This window comes from Streptomyces sp. NPDC055966 (assembly GCF_042269865.1).
Classification (GTDB): domain Bacteria; phylum Actinomycetota; class Actinomycetes; order Streptomycetales; family Streptomycetaceae; genus Streptomyces.
Genome location: NZ_JBHJYK010000020.1, coordinates 165,243 through 184,294 on the forward strand (window position 1 = coordinate 165,243; position 19,052 = coordinate 184,294).

Annotated in this window: 21 protein-coding genes; 11 read left to right on the forward strand and 10 right to left on the reverse strand. The window is 73.3% G+C overall.

What is annotated here, in order from left to right; genetic code table 11:
* The first annotated feature begins 42 nt into the window (after positions 1-42).
* Entirely contained in the window at positions 43-987 is a 945-nt protein-coding gene (locus ACFC8N_RS35605) for a ribose-phosphate pyrophosphokinase (RefSeq protein WP_362819453.1), read from the forward strand.
* Between the two features lie 33 nt (positions 988-1,020).
* Here the strand turns inward: ACFC8N_RS35605 and ACFC8N_RS35610 are convergent, their stop codons facing one another.
* Together ACFC8N_RS35610 and ACFC8N_RS35615 are read right to left on the reverse strand one after the other, a co-directional pair.
* The gene (locus ACFC8N_RS35610) at positions 1,021-1,401 is read right to left on the reverse strand and encodes an anti-sigma factor antagonist (protein WP_356029426.1); all 381 of its coding nucleotides are present in this window, start codon (positions 1,399-1,401) and stop codon (positions 1,021-1,023) included.
* 157 nt (positions 1,402-1,558) lie between these two features.
* Complete coding sequence (locus tag ACFC8N_RS35615; protein WP_376293000.1) at positions 1,559-2,509, reverse strand: NADP-dependent oxidoreductase; 951 nt, start codon at positions 2,507-2,509, stop codon at positions 1,559-1,561.
* A gap of 71 nt (positions 2,510-2,580) precedes the next feature.
* Between ACFC8N_RS35615 and ACFC8N_RS35620 the strand changes: the two genes are divergently transcribed.
* Positions 2,581-3,549 (forward strand): GlxA family transcriptional regulator, encoded by a 969-nt coding sequence (locus ACFC8N_RS35620; RefSeq protein ID WP_376293002.1) that lies wholly within the window; start codon positions 2,581-2,583, stop codon positions 3,547-3,549.
* 1 nt (position 3,550) lies between these two features.
* Here the strand turns inward: ACFC8N_RS35620 and ACFC8N_RS35625 are convergent, their stop codons facing one another.
* A complete protein-coding gene (locus tag ACFC8N_RS35625; RefSeq protein WP_376293005.1) occupies positions 3,551-5,176 on the reverse strand; it encodes an amidohydrolase in 1,626 nt (541 codons plus the stop codon).
* A 33-nt stretch (positions 5,177-5,209) separates the two neighbouring features.
* A complete protein-coding gene (locus ACFC8N_RS35630; RefSeq protein ID WP_356029436.1) occupies positions 5,210-6,721 on the reverse strand; it encodes an APC family permease in 1,512 nt (503 codons plus the stop codon).
* A 146-nt stretch (positions 6,722-6,867) separates the two neighbouring features.
* Here ACFC8N_RS35630 and ACFC8N_RS35635 point away from each other — a divergent pair, with 146 nt between their 5' ends.
* Both ACFC8N_RS35635 and ACFC8N_RS35640 read left to right on the forward strand, forming a co-directional pair.
* Positions 6,868-7,587 (forward strand): TetR/AcrR family transcriptional regulator, encoded by a 720-nt coding sequence (locus ACFC8N_RS35635; protein ID WP_356029439.1) that lies wholly within the window; start codon positions 6,868-6,870, stop codon positions 7,585-7,587.
* Positions 7,588-7,631: 44 nt separating this feature from the next.
* Positions 7,632-8,096, forward strand: coding sequence for a pyridoxamine 5'-phosphate oxidase family protein (locus ACFC8N_RS35640; protein ID WP_362819459.1), 465 nt, complete (start codon positions 7,632-7,634; stop codon positions 8,094-8,096).
* A gap of 141 nt (positions 8,097-8,237) precedes the next feature.
* Here ACFC8N_RS35640 and ACFC8N_RS35645 read toward each other — a convergent pair whose 3' ends face one another.
* Positions 8,238-8,687 (reverse strand): nitroreductase family deazaflavin-dependent oxidoreductase, encoded by a 450-nt coding sequence (locus tag ACFC8N_RS35645; protein WP_356029444.1) that lies wholly within the window; start codon positions 8,685-8,687, stop codon positions 8,238-8,240.
* 107 nt (positions 8,688-8,794) lie between these two features.
* The gene (locus ACFC8N_RS35650) at positions 8,795-9,013 is read right to left on the reverse strand and encodes a hypothetical protein (protein ID WP_376293009.1); all 219 of its coding nucleotides are present in this window, start codon (positions 9,011-9,013) and stop codon (positions 8,795-8,797) included.
* A 192-nt stretch (positions 9,014-9,205) separates the two neighbouring features.
* Between ACFC8N_RS35650 and ACFC8N_RS35655 the strand changes: the two genes are divergently transcribed.
* Positions 9,206-10,435, forward strand: coding sequence for a cytochrome P450 (locus ACFC8N_RS35655; RefSeq protein ID WP_376293011.1), 1,230 nt, complete (start codon positions 9,206-9,208; stop codon positions 10,433-10,435).
* A 12-nt stretch (positions 10,436-10,447) separates the two neighbouring features.
* Positions 10,448-10,654, forward strand: coding sequence for a ferredoxin (locus ACFC8N_RS35660; RefSeq protein ID WP_071378342.1), 207 nt, complete (start codon positions 10,448-10,450; stop codon positions 10,652-10,654).
* Here ACFC8N_RS35660 and ACFC8N_RS35665 read toward each other — a convergent pair.
* On the reverse strand, positions 10,629-11,216 hold the full coding sequence (locus ACFC8N_RS35665; RefSeq protein WP_376293052.1) for a TetR/AcrR family transcriptional regulator: 588 nt from the start codon (positions 11,214-11,216) through the stop codon (positions 10,629-10,631). The two genes, ACFC8N_RS35660 and ACFC8N_RS35665, sit on opposite strands and share 26 nt — an antisense overlap.
* Positions 11,217-11,383: 167 nt before the next feature.
* Between ACFC8N_RS35665 and ACFC8N_RS35670 the strand changes: the two genes are divergently transcribed.
* Together ACFC8N_RS35670 and ACFC8N_RS35675 are read left to right on the forward strand one after the other, a co-directional pair.
* A complete protein-coding gene (locus tag ACFC8N_RS35670) occupies positions 11,384-11,842 on the forward strand; it encodes a nuclear transport factor 2 family protein (RefSeq protein WP_376293014.1) in 459 nt (152 codons plus the stop codon).
* Positions 11,843-11,867: 25 nt separating this feature from the next.
* Entirely contained in the window at positions 11,868-12,401 is a 534-nt protein-coding gene (locus ACFC8N_RS35675) for a flavoprotein (protein ID WP_356029455.1), read from the forward strand.
* Positions 12,402-12,405: 4 nt separating this feature from the next.
* Here the strand turns inward: ACFC8N_RS35675 and ACFC8N_RS35680 are convergent, their stop codons facing one another.
* The gene (locus ACFC8N_RS35680) at positions 12,406-13,269 is read right to left on the reverse strand and encodes a hypothetical protein (protein WP_356029458.1); all 864 of its coding nucleotides are present in this window, start codon (positions 13,267-13,269) and stop codon (positions 12,406-12,408) included.
* A gap of 470 nt (positions 13,270-13,739) precedes the next feature.
* Here ACFC8N_RS35680 and ACFC8N_RS35685 point away from each other — a divergent pair, with 470 nt between their 5' ends.
* Positions 13,740-14,708, forward strand: coding sequence for an aldo/keto reductase (locus ACFC8N_RS35685; RefSeq protein WP_362819464.1), 969 nt, complete (start codon positions 13,740-13,742; stop codon positions 14,706-14,708).
* Positions 14,709-14,723: 15 nt separating this feature from the next.
* On the opposite strand, the gene ACFC8N_RS35690 is transcribed toward ACFC8N_RS35685, so the two are convergent.
* Entirely contained in the window at positions 14,724-15,533 is an 810-nt protein-coding gene (locus tag ACFC8N_RS35690; RefSeq protein WP_376293016.1) for a phytanoyl-CoA dioxygenase family protein, read from the reverse strand.
* 70 nt (positions 15,534-15,603) lie between these two features.
* On the opposite strand from ACFC8N_RS35690, the gene ACFC8N_RS35695 reads away from it, so the two are divergent.
* Positions 15,604-16,488, forward strand: coding sequence for a helix-turn-helix domain-containing protein (locus ACFC8N_RS35695; protein ID WP_376293018.1), 885 nt, complete (start codon positions 15,604-15,606; stop codon positions 16,486-16,488).
* Between the two features lie 292 nt (positions 16,489-16,780).
* Positions 16,781-18,667 carry an RICIN domain-containing protein gene (locus ACFC8N_RS35700; RefSeq protein WP_376293020.1) on the forward strand — a complete coding sequence of 629 codons (1,887 nt, stop codon included), beginning with the start codon at positions 16,781-16,783 and terminating at the stop codon, positions 18,665-18,667.
* Here ACFC8N_RS35700 and ACFC8N_RS35705 read toward each other — a convergent pair.
* Entirely contained in the window at positions 18,637-18,987 is a 351-nt protein-coding gene (locus tag ACFC8N_RS35705; RefSeq protein ID WP_376293023.1) for a hypothetical protein, read from the reverse strand. The two genes, ACFC8N_RS35700 and ACFC8N_RS35705, sit on opposite strands and share 31 nt — an antisense overlap.
* Positions 18,988-19,052: the final 65 nt, after the last annotated feature.

Genomic DNA, 19,052 nt, shown 5'->3' on the forward strand with positions numbered 1-19,052 from the left:
CATGAGCCCGGCAGCTGGTGCCGATCATGCGAGGAGCGGATCGTGCGGGACATCTCCGTCTTCAGCGGCAGCGCGCATCCCGACCTGGCCCGGGAGGTCTGCGCCCACCTCGGAGTGCCGCTCAGCCCGACCCGGGTCAGCCGGTTCGCCAACGACTGTCTGGAGGTGCAGCTTCAGGCCAACTGCCGGGAGCGGGACGTCTTCCTGATCCAGCCGCTCGTCCGGCCGGTGCAGGAGCACCTGGTGGAGCTGCTGCTGATGTGCGACGCCGCCCGGGGCGCCTCGGCGGCCCGGATCACGGTCGTCATGCCGCACTACTCCTACGCCCGCTCCGACAAGAAGGACGCGCCGCGCATCTCACTGGGCGGGCGCCTGGTCGCCGACCTGCTGGTCGCGGCCGGCGCCCGCCGGGTGCTCGCCATGACCCTGCACGCCCCGCAGGTGCACGGCTTCTTCTCGGTGCCGGTGGACCATCTGCACGCGCTGCGCGAACTGGCCGCGCACTTCAGGCAGTACGACCTGACGCGCACCACGGTCGTCTCGCCGGACCTCGGCAACGCCAAGCAGGCCGCCGCCTTCGCCCGGCTGATCGGGGCGCAGGTGGCGGCCGGCGCCAAACAGCGCTACGCCGACGACCGGGTGAGCATCAGCTCCGTCATCGGCGACGTCACCGGCCGCGATGTCATCGTGCTGGACGACGAGATCGCCAAGGGCAGCACGGTACTCGAACTCCTCGACAAGCTCCGTGAGTCGGGGCCCCGCTCGATCCGGGTGGCGTGCACGCACGGGGTGTTCGCGGGCGGCGCGGCCAAACGGCTGAGCGAGCAGCCGGACGTCCTGGAGATCGTCTGCACCAACACCGTGCCGGTGCCGGAGGACGAACACACCGGGAAACTCCGGGTGTTGTCCATCGCCCCCGCCCTGGCCGAGGCGGTACGGCGCATCCACAACGGCGAGTCGGTGAGCGCCCTGTTCGAGCACGCCTAGCGGCCCTGGAAGGGATCCGGCGGCAGATGACGGTCACAGCGAGCCGGACGCGGCTCCGGGCCGGGCCAGGGCCGCGTCCAGGCTCGGATGCGCGGGCAGCAACCGGGACAGCCCGGTGGCCTCCAGGACGCGCAGGACCAGTGGCTGCGCGCACACCAGGTACAACTGCCCGCCGCCGTCCAGCACCCGGGTGCGGGCCCGGTGCAGCAGCCGCAGCCCCGAGCAGTCGAAGAACTCCACCGGGCCCAGGTCGATCACGAGCCGGGCGCCGGGCCGGCCGGTGAACCGGTCCAGCAGCGGACCGATCTCCGTCGCCGAGACGAGGTCGATCTCGCCCCGCAGCTCCAGCACCGTGTGCGCCCGGTGCTCGTAGACCCGCAGATGGCGGTGGAAGGGTGCGCGCTCGTCCCGCACGACCGTCTCACCTCCCGCCCGCGCCCGGCCGTTCCGGGTCGGTCCCCGACCGTCAAGTTACCCTCCGCGGAAGGAATTTGAGCATGTTCGATTGACATATGTCGACGGGTTTCGACGCCTGTCGATCGGATGTCCGACGAACGCCGGGCGCGCGTGCTCAGTCGGCCAGCAGCACCAGCTTCCCCGTCGTCCGGCCGGTCTCGCCCAGGGCGTGCGCCTTCGCCGCGTCGGCCAGCGGGAACGTCCCGGCGATCGTCGCCGTCAGCTTCCCGGACACGGCCAGCTCGGCGATGGCCTCCATCCCGGCGCGGTCGGCGTCCACCAGCATGCGCACGGCCCGTACGCCGAGCCGCTCGGCCTCCTCGTAGAGCTCCCGGGAGCCCACGGGCAGGATCGACACGAGGACACCGCCGGGCCGCAGCGTCCGCAGCGAGGTGACGGAGGTGTCCCCGCCGAGGGTGTCCAGGACGACGTCGACGTCCCGCACGGTCTCGCTGACGTCGGTCGTCCGGTAGTCGATCGGCTCGTCCACGCCGATCTCCCGCAGGAAGTCGTGCTTGCCCGCGCTCGCCGTCCCGATCACGTACGCGCCCCGCGCCTTGGCGATCTGCACGGCCACGTGCCCGACCCCGCCGGCCGCCGCGTGGATCAGCACGCGCTGCCCGGGCCGGACGTCCGCGTGCTCGGTCAGCGCCTGCCAGGCGGTCAGGGACACCAGCGGCAGCGCGCCCGCCTGCACATGGTCGAGGGAGGCCGGCTTGCGGGTGAGGGCACGCACCGGTGCGAGGACGTACTCGGCGTGCGAGCCGGCGCCGTAGGGGTAGGGCAGCATGCCGAAGACCTCGTCGCCCGGCGCGAAGGCGGCCACGCCGATCCCGGTCTCGGCGACCTCGCCGGACACGTCCCAGCCCAGCACGAACGGCGGCTCGCCCAGGAAGACGCCGAGGGCCCGGTGCTTCCAGTCGGTGGGGTTGACCCCGGCGGCCCGTACCCGGACCAGCACCTGGTTCGGTCCCGGCTTCGGCCGCTCCAGCTCCACTTCCCGCAGCACCTCGGGACCGCCGAGGACGTCCTGGCTGATGGCTCGCATCGTGTTCACATCGCTCATGGTCACCCAGCCTGCCCGGGTTCGCGCGGCCGGGAAATGGCATGACAGTCACCTTTCGATAGGATCCTGCCATGGCTGATGTACCGCCGCGCACCCGGCGCCCCGAGCGGGTGGCCGTCCTCGCCCTGGACGGTGTCTACCCCTTCGAGCTGGGCATCCCCAGCCGGATCCTCGGCGCGGCCGACGGCCGCTACGAGGTGCTGACCTGCTCGGTCGACGGCCGGCCGGTGCGCAGCAGCGCCGACTTCACGATCGGCGTCCAGCACGGCCCCGAGATCCTGGACACGGCGGACACGGTGGTCGTCACCTCGATGCCCCCGGCCTGCATCCCCGACGAACTGCCCGCCGAGGTCACCGCCGCCCTCGCCCGCATCCGCCCGGACGCACGGATCGTCTCGATCTGCACGGCCGCGTTCGTCCTCGCCGAGGCCGGCCTGCTCGACGGCCGCAGCGCCACCACCCACTGGCACATGACGGAGACGTTCCGGCGCCGCTTCCCGCAGGTCGACCTCGACCCGGACGTCCTCTTCGTCGCCGACGGGCGCATTCTCACCTCGGCCGGCGCCGCCGCCGGGGTCGACATCTGCCTGCACATGGTGCGCACCGACCACGGCAGCGAGCTGGCCAACTTCGTCGCCCGCTGCTGTGTCGTCCCGCCGTTCCGGGACGGCGGCCAGGCCCAGTACATCGAGCAGCCCGTCCCGCAGAGCGGCGCGGCCAGCACGGCCGGGACCCGCCTGTGGGCCCTGGAGCGCCTCGGCGAGCCGCTCACCCTGACCGACCTCGCCGGCCACGCCCGGATGAGCCTGCGCACCTTCGCCCGCCGCTTCCACGACGAGGTCGGCCTCAGCCCCGGCCGCTGGCTGATCCAGCAACGCGTCGCCCGCGCCCGCCATCTCCTGGAATCCAGCGACCTGCCGGTGGACCGGATCGCCGCCGAGGTCGGCTTCGCCACCGGCGCCTCGCTGCGCCAGCACCTGCACGCGGCGATCGGGGTGTCCCCGCAGGCCTACCGCAGGACGTTCCAGCAGGCCCGCTGAATCACGGCGCGGCGTACACCAGTTCCCCGCCCACATAGGTGAGCGCCACGGCCGCCTCGGCGATCGCCTCCGGCGGCCCGGCGAACGGATCCCGGTCGAGGACCACCAGGTCGGCGAGCGCCCCTACGGCCACCCGGCCGGTGTCGTCCAGGTGGTTCACGTACGCCGACCCGGCCGTGTACGCGGTCAGCGCGTCCGCGAGGTCCAGCCGCTGCCCGGGCAGGAACACCGGTCCGCCGCCGCCCGGCTCGACCCGGTTGACCGCGACATGGATGCCCTGGAGCGGATCGGGGCTGCTCACCGGCCAGTCGCTGCCCGCCGCGAGCCGCGCCCCGGACCGCAGCAGCGCCCCGAACGGGTACTGCCAGGCGGCCCGTTCGGCCCCGAGGAAGGGGATCGTCAGCTCGTCCATCTGCGGCTCGTGCGCGGCCCACAGCGGCTGGATGTTCGCGGTGGCGCCGAGCCGGGCGAACCGCGGTACGTCGTCCGGATGCACGACCTGGAGGTGGGCGAGATGCGGCCGGGTGTCGCCCGGCCCGTTCGCGGCCCGCGCCGCCTCGACGGCGTCCAGCGCGTCCCGTACGGCCCGGTCGCCGAGCGCGTGGAAGTGGCACTGGAAGCCGAGGGCGTCCAACTCGGTGACGAACCTGGGCAGTCGATCAGGATCGACGAAGCTCTTGCCCCGGTTGGCGGTCACGCACCCGCACCGGTCCAGATAGGGGTCGAGCAGCGCGGCCGTACCGTTCTCGGCGACCCCGTCCAGCATCAGCTTCACGGCGGTCGCCCGGAATCGCCCATGGCTCAACTCCCGGCGCTTTTCGACCAGTTCGGGAATCTGCTCGGCGCCGCGCTCCCGGTCCCACCACAGGGCGCCTCGCACCCGCGCCGTGAGGGAACCGTCCCGGGCCGCGGCGAGATACGCCCCGGCCGGGTCGTCCATGCCGAGGAAGTCGCCGACCAGCGCGTCCTGCCACGCGGTGATGCCGAGCGCGTGCAGATGCGCCTGCGCGTGCAGCAGCGCGGCCAGCCGGTCGGCGGGGGTCGCGGGCGGAGCCAGCCGGCCGACCAGCTGCATCGCCCCCTCCTGGAGGGTGCCGCTCGGCTCGCCGGAGGCGTCCCGCTCGATCCGTCCGTCGGCCGGGTCGGGGGTGTCCCGGCCGATGCCGGCCAGCTGGAGCGCCCGGCTGTTGACCCAGGCGCCGTGATGGTCCCGGTTGGGCAGGTACACCGGCCGGTCCGGTACGACCGCGTCGAGCAGTTCCCTGGCCGGCGTACCGCCCGCGAACGCCTCCATCGACCAGCCGCCGCCGAGGATCCACGTCCGCTCGGGGCGGGCCTCGGCGTAGGCGCGCACGGCGGCCACGGACTCCTCGGCCGTCCTCGCCCCCGTCAGGTCGCACTGGCTCAGCTCCAGCCCGGCCGGCACCGGATGGACGTGCGCGTCCTGGAAGCCGGGCAGCAGCAGCCGTCCGGCGAGGTCCACCACCTCGGTGCGCGGCCCGGCGAGCGCGCGCACCTCGTCGTGCCCGACGGCGGTGATCCGGTCACCGGTGACGGCCACGGCGCTCGCCGTGCGGCCCGTCGGGGTGAACACGGGGCCGCCGGTGAAGAGAAGATCAGCGTGCATGATGCCTTTCCCTGAAATCACGTGCTCGACAGGTCAGTTGGAGGTGGGGGCGGAGGGGAGCAGCTCGGGTGCGTCGGCGTCGGTGCCCGCGCCCGTGCGGAAGTACGGCGATCTGCGCGCCCACTTGGCCCACGCGGCCGCCCCGAACCCGGAGGCGATCATCGCCACCGGCATCAGCAGCAGGAACCAGCCGTTGTCCGCGCGCAGTTCCAGATGGTCGGCCGAGCGGTAGAAGGACCAGCCGAGATAGCCGCCGAGTCCCAGCAGCGCGAGCGCGCTCAGCGCGGGCAGCACCACCGCGCGCAGGCCCAGCCGCCAGTCCTTTCGCAGCGCGGCGCGGAAGCGCACGGCGGCGGCGAGCGCGGTCAGCGCGTACGACAGCGCGACCACGATCCCGACCGCGTTCACCGTCGCGTCGATCATGTCGGCGAGGCGCGGGATCACCAGCGCGAGCAGCGCCACCGCCACTGACAGCCCCCCGATCAGCAGCGTCCCGGCCGCCGGGGTGCCGTACCGGCGGCTGACCCGGGACCACACCGGCCCGAGCGTACGGTCCCGGCTCATCGCGAACATCCCCCGGGCCGTCGGGATGACGCCCGCCTGGAGCGAGGCCACGGCCGAGAACATCAGCGCCACGAGCGGCAGCGCGGCCAGCGGCTGCTGGGCCAGCCGGTCCCCGAAGTACGCCAGCCCCTCGGCGCCGTGCCCGGCCAACTCCCCCTCGGAGAGCACCCGTTGGAAGGCGATCGAGCCGAGCAGGAACAACCCGAGCATGGTCACCAGGGTGATCGTCCCGGCCCGGGAGGCGTCCCGCGGGTCGCGCACCTCCTCGTTGACGGTGAACGCGGCCTCGAACCCCCAGTAGCAGAACACCGACAGCAGCATCCCCTGGGCCAGGGCGGACGCCGAGGGGATCGCGAAGGGGTCGAACCAGGAGAGCCGGAACGGGTGCGGGCCCACGGCGATGCCGTACCCGCAAAAGCCCAGCAGCACGGCGTACTCGAAGACGAGCAGTCCCGTCTGCAGCCGGGCGGCCGTACGCACGCCCGTCACGGCGGTCAGCGTGACCGCGACCAGCACCACGATGCCGACCGCCGTCGTCTGCGCCGTCGACCCCGCATCGAGCGCGAGCGAGCCGATCCGGTGCACTCCCGCCTCCCCGGCCAGCTGGAGCAGCGCCGAGCCGGTGACCGCCGTGGTGTAGGCGAGGAACGCCACGCTCGCCACGCAGTTGACCCAGCCGACCATGAAGCCGAGCCAGGGGCTGAGCGAACGGCCCACCCACACATAGCCGTTGCCGGCGTTCGGCTCCACCCGGTTGAGCCGGGAGTAGGCCCCGGCGATGCCGAGGACCGGCAGGAACGCCAGCAGCATGATGGCCGGCAGGTGCAGGCCGACCACCCCGGCCGTCACCCCGAGACCGATGCCGATGCTCGTGGTCGCGGCCGTACTGGAGGCGGCGACGGCGATCCCGTCCAGCACGCCCAGGGACTTGCGCAGCTCGGGCTGCGCGGGGGGATCCACACCGAGGGGGGTATCGCTCATCGCCGGCTCTCCGCTCGCACCGGGGGGCCTGGTCGGCCCCGGTGACCGCAGATGAAACCGCCGGTGCACTTCACAGGTCAACGGTGTTGTCATAAGGTGCCGGGCACGTCCGGGGGAGGGCTCCCGGGATCCGAGGGAGGGCTTTGATGAGCGAACGGGTCGTCCCGCCCGCCGCGCGGCAGCGCCGGCGCCCCACCAAACAGGGCGTCGTCCTGTCCGCGGAGCTGATCGTCGAGACCGCGCTGCGGCTGATCGAGGAGCACGGCTCCGAGGCGCTGTCCGTGCGCCGCCTGGGCCGGGCCCTCGGCGCCGATCCCAGTTCCCTGTACCGGTACTTCCGGCACACCGACGACCTGATGCTGGCCGTCGCCGACGAGCTGATCGGCCGCTCCATGCGGCCTTGGCGGCCGACCGGCGACTGGCTGGCCGACCTGCGCGACCTGGGCCTGCGCATGCACGCCGGCGCCCTCGCGCACCCCCGTGCGGCGGTGCTCAGCGCCCACCGGGTCACCGGCCGCGCGCAGGAGATCCAGGCCGTGGAGACCATCCTCGGGGTGCTGCGGCGGGCCGGGTTCCCGGACCGGGAGGCGGTGCGGATCTACCACGCCTTCGTCGACCAGGCCCTCGCCTTCGGCGCCCTGGACTCCGCCGGCACCGCCCTGCCCCGGGCCGCCCGCGAGGCCGAGGCGGAGGTGTGGCGCGAGACCTACGGCCGGCTGCCCGCCGCCACCCACCCGCACATCGCGGCCACGTCCCGCCACCTCGTGGCCACCATGCGCGCCAGTTCCTACCCGGCCGCCCTCGATCTGTTCCTGACGGCCGCGCGGACACGCCTCGACCACGTCCGTGCGGACGGGGCGGGCTGACGGTCACACTGGACGGGATCCGTATCCCGAGGAGGCCGTACGCGATGACCCCACCGCCCGCCCGCACCACCGCGGAGCGCACGAAGGACACCCTGCACCGGCTGGAACACGACGTCGACGCCTGGGTGGCCACCGCCGGTCCCGACGCCGGCGCTCCCCATCTCGTGCCGCTGTCCTTCGTGTGGGACGGCGCCACGCTGCTGCTCGCCACCCCGGCCGAAAGCCCCACCGGCCGCAATCTCGCCGCGACGGGCCGCACCCGCCTCGGCCTCGGCTCCACCCGGGACGTCGTCGTCATCGAGGGCACCGTCCAGACGGTGCCCCCGGAGGACCTCCCGGAGGAGGACGCGGAGGTCTTCGCCGGCAAGACCGGCTTCGACCCCCGCCAACTCGCCACCCGTTACCTGTATTTCAAAGTCCTTCCGCGACGCGTGCAGGCCTGGCGCGAGGAGAACGAACAGGAGGGCAGGGAGCTGATGAGAGACGGTGCGTGGCTCAGCGCCCCGTAGCGGCGCGGGGCCGCACCGACATGCGGCCCCGCCGCGACGGGGGAACGCGGCGGGGCCTTGCTGCACGACTGCCCACCCCGATACGGGGTCACACCTCCCCGGCACAGATTTTTCTAAATTCCGCCGGTTCCCGGCGCGTCATCAGCTCCCGTCGACGGGCTCCAGAACGAAGACCGGGATCTCCCGCGAGGTCTTCTCCTGGTACTCGGCGTACGGCGGGTACGCGGCCACGGCCCGCTCCCACCACAGCTCCTTCTCCCCGCCGGTGACCTCACGCGCCCGCAGGTCCCGCTTGACCGGGCCGTCCTGGAGTTCGACGTGCGGATCGGACGTGATGTTGAAGTACCAGACCGGGTGCTTGGGCGCACCGCCCTGCGAGGCGACCACCGCGTACGTCCCGTCGTGCTCCACCCGCATCAACGGCGTCTTGCGGATCTTGCCGCTCTTCGCGCCCCGGGTCGTCAGGATGATCACCGGAAGCCCGGTGTCCATGAGCGTCGTTCCCTTCGTCCCGCCGGAGCCCTCGTACAGCTCGACCTGCTCGCGCACCCACTGGGTCGGGCTGGGCTCGTACTCACCCTCAAGAGGCACGGGTTCATCCCCTTCGTCGGTTCAACGGCTGTCTGCCACCGCGCACAACACCGGCGGCCGCGCGGATCATCCGCACCGAGGATCCCTTCCCCCGTACGGCCCTCACCTCACAGGCAATCGAACTCCACCGCCCCGGCGGCACGGTGGTCCCGTCCCGGCCGCGCACCACCGGCGAGGGCGAACCGCGGCGGATCGCCGAGCCGTACGCGGACGGCTGCGACGGGCGGCCGGACCGGCCGGAGGACGAGCGCGGCCGCGCCGGCACCCCGTGGATCCTGCGCCTTCGCGTCGCAGGAGAGCCGTACCCTGGAGTCATGACCGGCCATCCGGGTGGATCCGCGACGGCCGGCCGGCGGCCCAGGGCCCCGGAATCCGGCCGGTTGTCCTCCCTCGCACCCCTCATCTTCAGCCAGATCCCACGGTTCACCGAAGTGGCCGAACTTGTCGTGGACCTATAGGTGCCTCGGGCATCTAATGAAGATCGGTACCACGCACTTCTTCGTCTGCGAGGTCTACTCATGACGGAACTGACGGACATGACCGGCCCGGCAACCCCGGCCGACCCCGTCGCCTTCCCGCAGGACCGCACCTGTCCCTACCACCCGCCCACCGGATACGCGCCACTGCGGGACGGGCGTGCCCTGTCCCGCGTCACCCTCTTCGACGGCCGTGAGGTCTGGGCGGTCACCGGACACGCCGCCGCCCGCGCCCTGCTCTCGGACCCCCGGCTCTCCTCCGACCGCCGCCGCCCCGAGTTCCCCGTGCCCGCGGAGCGCTTCCAGGGCATCCAGGACCGCCGGGTGGCCCTGCTCGGGCTGGACGATCCCGAGCACAACCGGCAGCGGCGGATGATGATCCCGGAGTTCACCGTCCGGCGCGCCACCGAGCTGCGGCCCTGGATCCAGCGGGTCGTGGACGGTCTGCTGGACGACATGATCGCCCAGGGCCCGCCCGCCGAACTGGTCTCGTCCTTCGCGCTGCCCGTGCCGTCGACGGTGATCTGCTTCCTGCTCGGCGTGCCGTACGCCGACCACGAGTTCTTCGAGGAACAGTCCCGCAGACTGCTGCGCGGCCGGACGGCCGACGAGGCCGTGGCCGCCCGCGCCCGCCTGGAGGAGTACATCGGCGGGCTGGTCGACGACAAGGCGAAGGCGGCCGAGCCGGGCGACGGCATCCTCGACGACCTCGTCCACCAGCAGCTGCGCGACGGCGTCCTGGAGCGTGCCGACGTCGTCTCCCTGGCCCTGATCCTGCTGGTCGCGGGCCACGAGACCACCGCCAACATGATCTCGCTGGGCACGTTCACCCTGCTCCAGCACCCCGAGCGGCTCGCCGAGCTGCGCGCCGACCCGGCGCTGCTGCCCGCCGCCGTCGAGGAGCTGATGCGGATGCTCTCCATCGCGGAGGGGCTGCAGCGGGTGGCGCTGGAGGACATCGAGATCGGCGGCGAGACGATCCGGGCCGGCGAGGGCGTGCTGTTCTCCACCTCGGTGATCAACCGCGACCCGGCCCAGTACGAGGACCCCGACAGCCTGGACTTCCACCGCGGCACCCGCCACCATGTGGCGTTCGGCTTCGGCATCCACCAGTGCCTGGGGCAGAACCTGGCCCGCGCGGAACTGGAGATCGCCCTCGGCGCGCTGCTGTCCCGGCTGCCCGGCCTGCGCCTCGCCGTGCCGGCCGAGGAAATCCCCTTCAAGCGCGGCGACACGATCCAGGGGATGCTGGAACTCCCCGTGACCTGGTAAGAGGCTCAGCTCATGCGATTCAAGGTCAGCATCGACACGAACGTCTGCATCGGCGCGGGGCAGTGCGCGCTCGCCGCCCCGAAGGTCTTCACCCAGGACGACGACGGCTTCAGCACGCTGCTCCCCGGCCACGAGGACGGCACGGACGAGCCGATGGTCAAGGAGGCGGCCCGCGCCTGCCCGGTCTCGGCGATCACGGTGTCGGAGACCACCGGCTGATCCCGTCCGCGCCGGCGGCCGCCACCAGCGCCCGCGCCGCCTCGCGGGCCTCGGCCGCCGGCCGCGCGTCGCCCGTGACACCCGCCGTGACCATGGCCCCCTCGGCCAGCAGGAAGAGGGGGCCGGTGAGTGCGGCGGGCAGTCCGGCCGCGTCCACGAGCGAGGCGAGGTAACCCCGGAAGGCCTCCTTGTGGGCGCGGACCTGCTCGGCCACCGGGGCGGACGCCGTGCCCAGCTCGCCGTAGGCGTTGAGCCAGGCGCAGCCGCGGAAGCCGGCCTCGCCGAACCATTCCTGGAGCCAGTCGAACACGGCAGGGATCCGCTCCCGCGGGTCCCGCTGCCGTGCCACGTGCTCGGCCAGACGCCCGCGCCAGCGCTCGTCCCGCCGGGCCAGATACGCCGTGACGAGCTGCTCCTTGGCCGGGAACAGCTGGTACAGACGCTTGAGCGACAGCCCCGAGGCGCCCCGCACTTCGTCCATGCCGACGGCCTGGATGCCGCGGGCGTAGAACAGGTCCTCCGCGGCGTCGAGCGCGCGGTCCCGGGCGACCGCGGTGTCCATCGGCGGCATCGGCACTCCTTGACTCCCTGGCAGGTTCCTTTTGACTCCCTGACAGGTTCCTTGACGTGAGAACGATCGTTCTCCTACGGTAGCAGACACATGGAGAACGCACGTTCTCTTGTCGACTCGGCCGCTGCCCAGGCGCGGTCCGAACCCAGGAGGAGACCATGGCCGACCGCCCGCCCCTGCCGCCGTTCACCCGTGAGACCGCCGTACAGAAGGTCCAGGCCGCCGAGGACGCCTGGAACACCCGGGACCCGCACACGGTGGCGCCCGCCTACTCGGAGGACTCGGTCTGGCGCAACCGCGGCACCTTCGTCACCGGACGCGCCGAGATCGTCACGTTCCTCACCGCGAAGTGGGAGCGCGAGCTGGACTACGCCCTGCGCAAGGACCTGTGGGCCTTCGACGGCAACCGCATCGCCGTCCGCTTCCAGTACGAGTGCCACGACGCCGCCGGGCAGTGGTGGCGCTCGTACGGCAACGAGCTGTGGGAGTTCGACGAGCACGGCCTGATGACCCGGCGCGAGGCCAGCATCAACGACGTCGCCATCGAGGAGCACGAGCGCCGCATCGCCGGACCCCGGCCCGGGAGCGAGCGCGGGGCGTCCTTCCCCCTCCGGTAGGTCCGGCGTTCAGTAGGGTTCCCGGATGACCCGACAGGCCGAGAAACCCTTCCTCTACGTCGTCGTCTGCGCGGCGGGCGTCGCCGCCGGCGTCGACCGGCTGATCACCGCCGCGCAAGCGCGGGACTGGGCGGTCGGTGTCATCGCGACCCCCGTCGCGGCGGGCGGCTTCTTCGACCTGGAAGCCGCGGCGGCCCAGACCGGCCGTCCCGTGCGCTCGGCCTGGCGGACCCCGGCCGACCCGCGTCCCTTCCCGCCGCCGGACGCCGTGGCGGTGGCACCGGCCACCTTCAACACCGTCAACAAGTGGGCGGCCGGCATCGCCGACACGCTCGCCCTCGGCACCCTGTGCGAGGCGGCCGGCCTCCGCATACCCGTGGCGGTCCTGCCCTGCGTGGCCGACGCCCTGGCCGCCCACCCGGCCTACCTCGACAGCCTGGCCCGGCTGCGCGGCATGGGCGTCCGCTTCGGCGAGCCGTACAACGGCGAAGTCCGGCCGGACGGCAGCCGGCCGGACTTCGCATGGGAGCGGGCCCTGGACCTGCTCGGGCCGCTCTAGGGGCCTAACGGCAGGTCAGCTTCGGGCCCTCCAGCATGGCTCCGGTGTACATGCTCTGGCCCTGCGGCACCCAGTAACCGAGCTTCGAGACCACCGTGGAGCACTTCGCCCCGAGGGTGACCCTGACCCGGAGCTTCTCCGGGTGGCCGGGCTGGAGTTCGGTCACCGTGCAGTCCAGGGAGTTCGCCAGCCGGGTCTTCGACGGGTAGCGGCCCACCAGCGGGTTCACACAGCGGCGGTCGGCGCTGCGGATCTGCACGCCGGTGCCCTCCTCGCCGATCATGCCCAGCCGCGCGTTGCCGTCGCCCTCGTCGCTGTTGCGGCGGATCGTGTACGTCACCGTCGTCGTGGCGTTGCGGCGCAGCACGGTGTTGTCGGCGCTGACCACGTGCGTGGCCTTCGCCATCGGCGCGGTCAGCGACACGGTGGCCTTGACCGTGCCCTTCAGGTCGACCCCGGCCGGCACCGACCTCACGCGCACCGTGGCGGAGATGTCGTACGCGCCCGGACCGGCGTACAGCCGCGAGCCGGGCAGCGACCCGGTGCCCAGGGACTTGCCCGCGCGGTGCACCTCCCAGGAACCCTCGGTGCGGCAGACGTACTGCACCTTGGCGTCCGTGCCCCGACAGGTGGCCGGGGCCGTGATGTTCAGTCTCGGGGAGCCGGTGTCCGCGCACAGGCTGACCTGGGCCTGCTCGCCGTGCGAGCCGCGCAGGGTGCCCGCGGCCGCGCACAGTGTGCCCGGCGTCTCGGGCGCGGGGGCGGATGCGGATGCGGCAGTGGACTGCGCGCAGGCGGGGGTGACGAGGGCCAGGGGCAGCAGCGCTGCCCCGGCCAGGGTTCTGAACGTGGTGGAACGTGTCGGCACCGCGTTTCCTCCGAGGCGGCCGTGACCGGCCGGACGCCGGTCGTCTGCCGCCGAGGATGAGCCGACAGTACGACGATCCGCGCCTCCCACGCCGGACGATCACCTGACGGCAGCAACCACAGCGCCCCCAAGGAGCGCGGGGCCGGATCGATGTGCGGCTCCGCCGCGCGGGCGCCGGACGGCATGTCAGGGCACCCCGACGGCGCATCCGCCCCCCCAGCGGAGCGCCACCGCGCTTTTCGGACGTACTGCGCGTTCCCCGGAGCGGAGACGTCCCGGTCCCGGCGGACGATGCTCAGCCGCTCACCCCAGCGGTCACCTCACTGTCAGGGCGCCTGCGGTCCTCAAGGAACCCGCGGCGCGGCACGTGTCAGGATCACGTCGCCCGCGTGTTCGCCCCGTCAAGTCCGGGCCCGGTCAGGCCGTAGGCTCGGTCCCGACCATCGTTTCCGACGGCGGGAGCAGCATCGATGCAGTACGTGAAGCTCGGTTCCACGGGCCTGGACGTCTCGCGGATCTGTCTGGGCTGCATGACCTACGGCCTGCCCGACCGCGGCGTCCACGAGTGGACCCTCGACGAGGAGGCGTCCCGCCCGCTCATCCGGCAGGCGCTGGAGGCGGGCATCAACTTCTTCGACACCGCCAACGTCTACTCCGACGGCACCAGCGAGGAGATCGTCGGCAGGGCCCTGCGCGACTTCGCGAACCGCGACGAGGTCGTGCTGGCCACCAAGGTGCACGGCCGGATGCGGCCGGGCCCCAACGGCGCCGGACTGTCCCGCAAGAACATCATGACCGAGATCGACCACAGTCTGCGCCGCCTCGGCACCGACTACGTCGACCTCTACCAGATCCACCGCTACGACCACGCCACCCCGGTCGAGGAGACGATGGAGGCCCTGCACGACCTGGTCAAGGCGGGCAAGGTGCGCTACATCGGCGCGAGTTCGATGTACGCCTGGGAGTTCTCCAAGGCGCAGTACACGGCCGAGCGGCACGGCTGGACCCCGTTCGTGTCCATGCAGAACCACTACAACCTGCTCTACCGCGAGGAGGAGCGGGAGATGCTGCCGCTCTGCGCGGACCAGGGCGTCAGCGCGCTGCCGTGGAGCCCGCTGGCGCGCGGCCGGCTCACCCGTGACTGGGGCACGGTCACCGAGCGCAGCGCGAACGACAACTTCGGCAGCAGGCTGTACCTGGAGAGCGACCGCTCGATCGTCGAGGCCGTCACCCGCATCGCCGAGGCCCGCGGCGTCCCCCGCGCCCAGGTCGCCCTCGCCTGGCTGCTGCACCGGGCCACGGTGGCGGCCCCGATCGTCGGCGCCGCCGAGCCGCACCACATCGAGGACGCCGTCGCGGCCGTCGAACTGGAGCTGAGCGAGAAGGAGATCGAGGAACTGGAACAGCCGTACACGGCACGGGCGATCAGCGGCCACTGAACGGTCACCGACCGGTCAGTGCGGTCCGTGCGGTACGAACTCCGTGCCGCACGGACCGGCCCCCTCGCTCACGGGCAGTGGCACCCGCTCGCCGCTCATCGTCAGCGTCCGGTAGTACGCGCCGATCCGCTCGGCCGACCGGCCGACATAGTGCCCGATGAACGAGCGCCGGAAGCGGTCGGCGGTGCGGTTCGGCCCCGAGCCGTGCACCAGGCTGCCGTTGAAGAACAGCACGTCACCCGGCGCCAGATCCACCGGGACCGGCACGAGTCCGGGCGGCGGCGGCACGTACTCGCGGGCGAACGACGCCTCCTCGTCGGCGAGTTCGGGACAGAACAGGTCCATCCGGTGGGTGCCCGGGACGACGTCGAGGCCGCCGTTGTCCCGGTCGATCGGCTCGCAGGCCACCCACGCGGCGATGCAGGTGCCCGGCTCGACCCGGAGGTAGAAGTTGTCCTGGTGCAGGGCCTGCCCGCGCGCCCCCGGCGGCTTGAAGTAGAACATGCTCTGCGCGGCCAGCACCTCCTCGCCGAACAGCACCTCCAGCACGGCCCGCAGCCGGGCGTCCAGCAGGAACTCCCGGGCGGGCGGGCTGAATTCGTGCGGCTGCATCACCCGGGGATGGCGGCGCAGCGGGTCGGGATCGGCCGGGCGGGGCTCGAAGCGGCCCGGCACCGGACCGGCCGCGTGCAGCGCCGCGAAGTACGCGCACAGCCGCTCGGTCTCGGCTCGGCCGAACAGGGCGCGTACGACCGTGAATCCGTCCTCCTCGAACCGCTGCCGGAGTGTCCCGGGCAGCCTGCCGGCGTCGTCCGTGGCTGTCATGTGTCCGCTCCTCAAGTCGGGTGGCCCGGTCGTCCGTCCGGCACGCTAGGCGCATGTGCCCGAGGGGAGGATGTCCGTGTGTGCTGAGGGCCTGCCCGTGACGGCTGCCGCCGGTGACCCGTCCCCGCCGCCGGACCTGGTGGTGACCGGGCGTTACGACCAGGGCCCGGGCTACCGCGTCCACCGGCCCGGGGGTTCGGCGAGCTGGCTGTTCACCTTCACCACGGGCGGACACGGCCTGCTCCGCCAGGGCGGCGCCCGCACCCGGGCGGGCGCCGGGGACCTGGTGGTGCTCGCGCCCGGCACCGCTCACCGGTACGCCGTCGCGCCCGGCGCCGAGCGCTGGCGGTTCTGGTGGGCGCACTGCGGGGCACGCCCGTCCTGGACGCCCTGGCTCGCGCCGTACGCCGTGGGCGACGGGCTGTACGCCGTACCCTCCGTCCCCGCCGCGCCGCACGAGCGGATCGCGGCGGCCTTCGCCCGGATGCTCACGGACCGGGGCGCCGCGCGCGGGCCGGATCCCGTGGTCGTGGCCGACGGCTTCCCGGCCCGCGAACTGGCGCTCTGCGCGCTGGAGGAGGCCGTCCTGCTCGCGGTGTCCGGTGCCCGGGCCGTGCCGTCCGTAGCGCAGGACGATCCCCGGGTGCGCCGGGCCGAGGAACTGATCGCGGCCGACCCCGGCGCCCCGCACACCGTCCGCTCGCTCGCCGAGAGCGTCGCGCTCTCCCCGTCCCGCTTCGCCCACCTGTTCACGCTGTGCACCGGCCGGTCCCCGATGCGGGCGCTGCGCGAGGCCCGGCTGCGGCACGCGGCCCGGCTGCTGCGGAGCACCGACCTGACGGTGGAGCGGGTGGCGGCGGCCTCGGGATTCCCGAGTCCCTACCACTTCAGCCGGATCTTCCGGGAACACCACGGGATGCCGCCCGGCGCCTACCGGGCGGGTGAGCGGCGGTAGGAGAGGAATTGGTTTGCCCGGGCCGACCGCTTTTGACAAATAGTCAACCGAAGACCTTCCGCCCGGAATCGCGAGAAGCGCGAGATCCCTTGTTCCAAAGTGCCGCGCTGTGCAAAAGTGTGCGCTGTCCGCGTGCAGACAATTACATTCCCCGCTGCATGCGCCAGGCCGCTCCCCGTACACCCCCACGCTTCAAAAGAGCCGCCTCAGGTGGACGTCCGAGCTGCCCCATCACCTCGCCATACCAGTTGGTATGGACTAATTCCCGTATCCGTCTGGAGGAATTGCGGCCGTGAATGAGGCAGGCCTGTCGGACGAGGAGCTGAGCGCCGAGCTGAAGAAGTGGACGGGCACGACTCCCGCGCTGCATCCCGTCGGTGAACTGCTCGACCGGCACTGGGAGGCCGCCTTCGCCTACGCCCGGCTGTGCACGGACGGCACGCACGGCGCCGGCATGCTCACCACCGCCGCCTTCACCCGGCTCTTCGGCGCCTCGCTCCGGCAGGCCGGCCCGAGCGCCGCCTGGCGGCCCCAGCTGCTCGTCACCGTCCGCCGGATCGCCGCCGAGTGGGACGCCGACGGCCGCCAGGAACTCCTGCACCCCGCACTGCGCTCCAGCGCCACCGGTGAGCGCGCCTCCGCCCGGCTGCTGCCCCCGCCCGGCCGCCGCCTGCTCTCCCGCGCCTTCCAGGGGGTGCCGCAGACCTCCCGCGCCGTGCTGTGGCACACCGAGGTCGAGGCCGAACCGCTCGCCGTACCGGCGGCGCTGCTCGGCCTGGACGAGGAGGACACGCGCGTCGAACTGCGCCGGGCGCGCGAGCGGTTGCGCGAGGAGTGCCTCCAGGTCCACCGCGAACTCGCCCCCGAGGCCGAGTGCCGGAGCTATCTGCGCATGCTCGACGTGACCTACCGGCGCGGCGGTATCGAACTGGACCCGGACCTCGCCGGACACCTGGCCCGCTGCACCCACTGCCGCCGCACCGCCGACCAGCTCGCCGCCTTCAACACCGGGCTGGGGCTCGCGCTCGCCGAGGCGGTGCTCGGCTGGGGCGCCCGGGACTACGTCGAGTCCCGCGCGCGCCGCACCGAGGAGCCGCCCCCGCCCGCCCCGGACCCCGCGTCCCTGACACCCCGGTCCGGCGAGTCCTTCACCTCGGCCGCCGCCACGGGCCACCACGCCGGCCCCGCCGCTCCCACCCGTCGTCGCGGCCCCGTACCGGTCCCGGGCCGCCGCCGTACCACCGCCCCGGCCGAGCCCGGCACGTCCGCCCCCGCCAGCTCCGACGGCGAGCCCGCCCCCTCGCGCCGCTCGGACCGGCGCGCCGCCCGACGCGCCCGGCGCCGCAACGTCGCCCTGGCCGTGGGGACCGTGAGTGCTCTGGTCGTGCTGCCCCTGCTGCTGTGGTCGGTGCTCGGCTCCGGGGACCACCCGGCGCGGGGCACGGGCGGTGACGCGTCCAGAGCGCCGGGTACGGGAACGTCGAGCCCCGGCGCCTCCTGGGCCGGGACGGGCGCGGCCGGGCAGGGCGCGGTGCGCGGGCGGCTGCGCAACCTCGCCTCCGGGCTCTGCATCGGCGTCGTCGGCGGCAAGGCCGTCCAGGGCGCCGAGACCGAACTCGCCGCCTGCGGCGCGACACCGAGCCAGCAGTGGACATACGAGTCCGACGGGCTGTTGCGCGACTCCGCCGCGCCCGACCTGTGCCTGGACTCCAGCCTCGGCTACTCGGTGCGCCTCGCCCCCTGCTCGGCCACCGGCGCGGCCGCGCGCGCCATCCGCTACGACTTCACGCTCCAGGGCGTGCTCGTGCCGCGCTGGAACCAGGAGCTGGCGCTCACCCCGGCCGCCACCGACGGCTCCGGCGCCCTGGTCACCAAGAACCGCGCCACCGGCACCGACCAGCGCTGGTCCGTCGACACCGCCAAGCCCGAGCTCCAGATGCAGAACGTCAACTGGGACAGCGACAGGCCCGCCGCACCGGCCGCCACCCGCCACCCCGCACCCCCCGCACCGAAGCCCGGCCCCACGGCGTCCGGCACCACCGCCGCACCGGCCCCCACGCCCACCTCGGTGGCCCCGACGCCCACACCGTCCGTCCCGTCCGATCCCTGTGCGGCGTACCCGTACCAGTGCGGCTGGGGCGGCGGGGGTTACGAGGGCGGCGGGTGGCACCACCGCTGACTCAGGGGTGGTGCGGCGGCGGGGCGGGAGGGTTCCCAGGGGCAGGGGCGGCTCCGGCCACACCAGCAGGCCGGCGCCCTCGCACGCGGCCACCGCCTCCCGCTCGACCCGGCCCGACCGCTCCTCGCGCACACAGGGGCGGTCGCGTCGAGCAGTTCGGCCGACGACGTCCCGCGCAGCGCCGCGCCGTGCGCGAGCCCCGGGACCTTGGTGCCGGTGACGTGCAGCAGGACCACCTCGGCGCCGTCCGGCGCGTGGTCGCGCAGGGCGTCCACGCAGGCGGGCCAGGTGCCCTCGACGAGCCGGGCGAACACACGCATCCGGCCGGCCTCCCCGGGTCTCGACCCCCTCTCGGAGAATTCCCGAGTGGATCACGTGGTGCCCG

Excerpts from the sequence above, each read along its gene's own strand:
- ACFC8N_RS35615 (WP_376293000.1), bottom strand. The coding sequence starts at position 2,509 with ATGAGCGATGTGAACACGATGCGAGCCATCAGCCAGGACGTCCTCGGC.
- ACFC8N_RS35620 (WP_376293002.1), top strand. The coding sequence starts at position 2,581 with ATGGCTGATGTACCGCCGCGCACCCGGCGCCCCGAGCGGGTGGCCGTC.
- ACFC8N_RS35625 (WP_376293005.1), bottom strand. The coding sequence starts at position 5,176 with ATGCACGCTGATCTTCTCTTCACCGGCGGCCCCGTGTTCACCCCGACG.
- ACFC8N_RS35630 (WP_356029436.1), bottom strand. The coding sequence starts at position 6,721 with ATGAGCGATACCCCCCTCGGTGTGGATCCCCCCGCGCAGCCCGAGCTG.
- ACFC8N_RS35635 (WP_356029439.1), top strand. The coding sequence starts at position 6,868 with ATGAGCGAACGGGTCGTCCCGCCCGCCGCGCGGCAGCGCCGGCGCCCC.
- ACFC8N_RS35640 (WP_362819459.1), top strand. The coding sequence starts at position 7,632 with ATGACCCCACCGCCCGCCCGCACCACCGCGGAGCGCACGAAGGACACC.
- ACFC8N_RS35650 (WP_376293009.1), bottom strand. The coding sequence starts at position 9,013 with ATGGCCGGTCATGACTCCAGGGTACGGCTCTCCTGCGACGCGAAGGCG.
- ACFC8N_RS35655 (WP_376293011.1), top strand. The coding sequence starts at position 9,206 with ATGACGGAACTGACGGACATGACCGGCCCGGCAACCCCGGCCGACCCC.
- ACFC8N_RS35660 (WP_071378342.1), top strand. The coding sequence starts at position 10,448 with ATGCGATTCAAGGTCAGCATCGACACGAACGTCTGCATCGGCGCGGGG.
- ACFC8N_RS35665 (WP_376293052.1), bottom strand. The coding sequence starts at position 11,216 with ATGGACACCGCGGTCGCCCGGGACCGCGCGCTCGACGCCGCGGAGGAC.
- ACFC8N_RS35670 (WP_376293014.1), top strand. The coding sequence starts at position 11,384 with ATGGCCGACCGCCCGCCCCTGCCGCCGTTCACCCGTGAGACCGCCGTA.
- ACFC8N_RS35675 (WP_356029455.1), top strand. The coding sequence starts at position 11,868 with ATGACCCGACAGGCCGAGAAACCCTTCCTCTACGTCGTCGTCTGCGCG.
- ACFC8N_RS35685 (WP_362819464.1), top strand. The coding sequence starts at position 13,740 with ATGCAGTACGTGAAGCTCGGTTCCACGGGCCTGGACGTCTCGCGGATC.
- ACFC8N_RS35690 (WP_376293016.1), bottom strand. The coding sequence starts at position 15,533 with ATGACAGCCACGGACGACGCCGGCAGGCTGCCCGGGACACTCCGGCAG.
- ACFC8N_RS35695 (WP_376293018.1), top strand. The coding sequence starts at position 15,604 with ATGTCCGTGTGTGCTGAGGGCCTGCCCGTGACGGCTGCCGCCGGTGAC.
- ACFC8N_RS35705 (WP_376293023.1), bottom strand. The coding sequence starts at position 18,987 with ATGCGTGTGTTCGCCCGGCTCGTCGAGGGCACCTGGCCCGCCTGCGTG.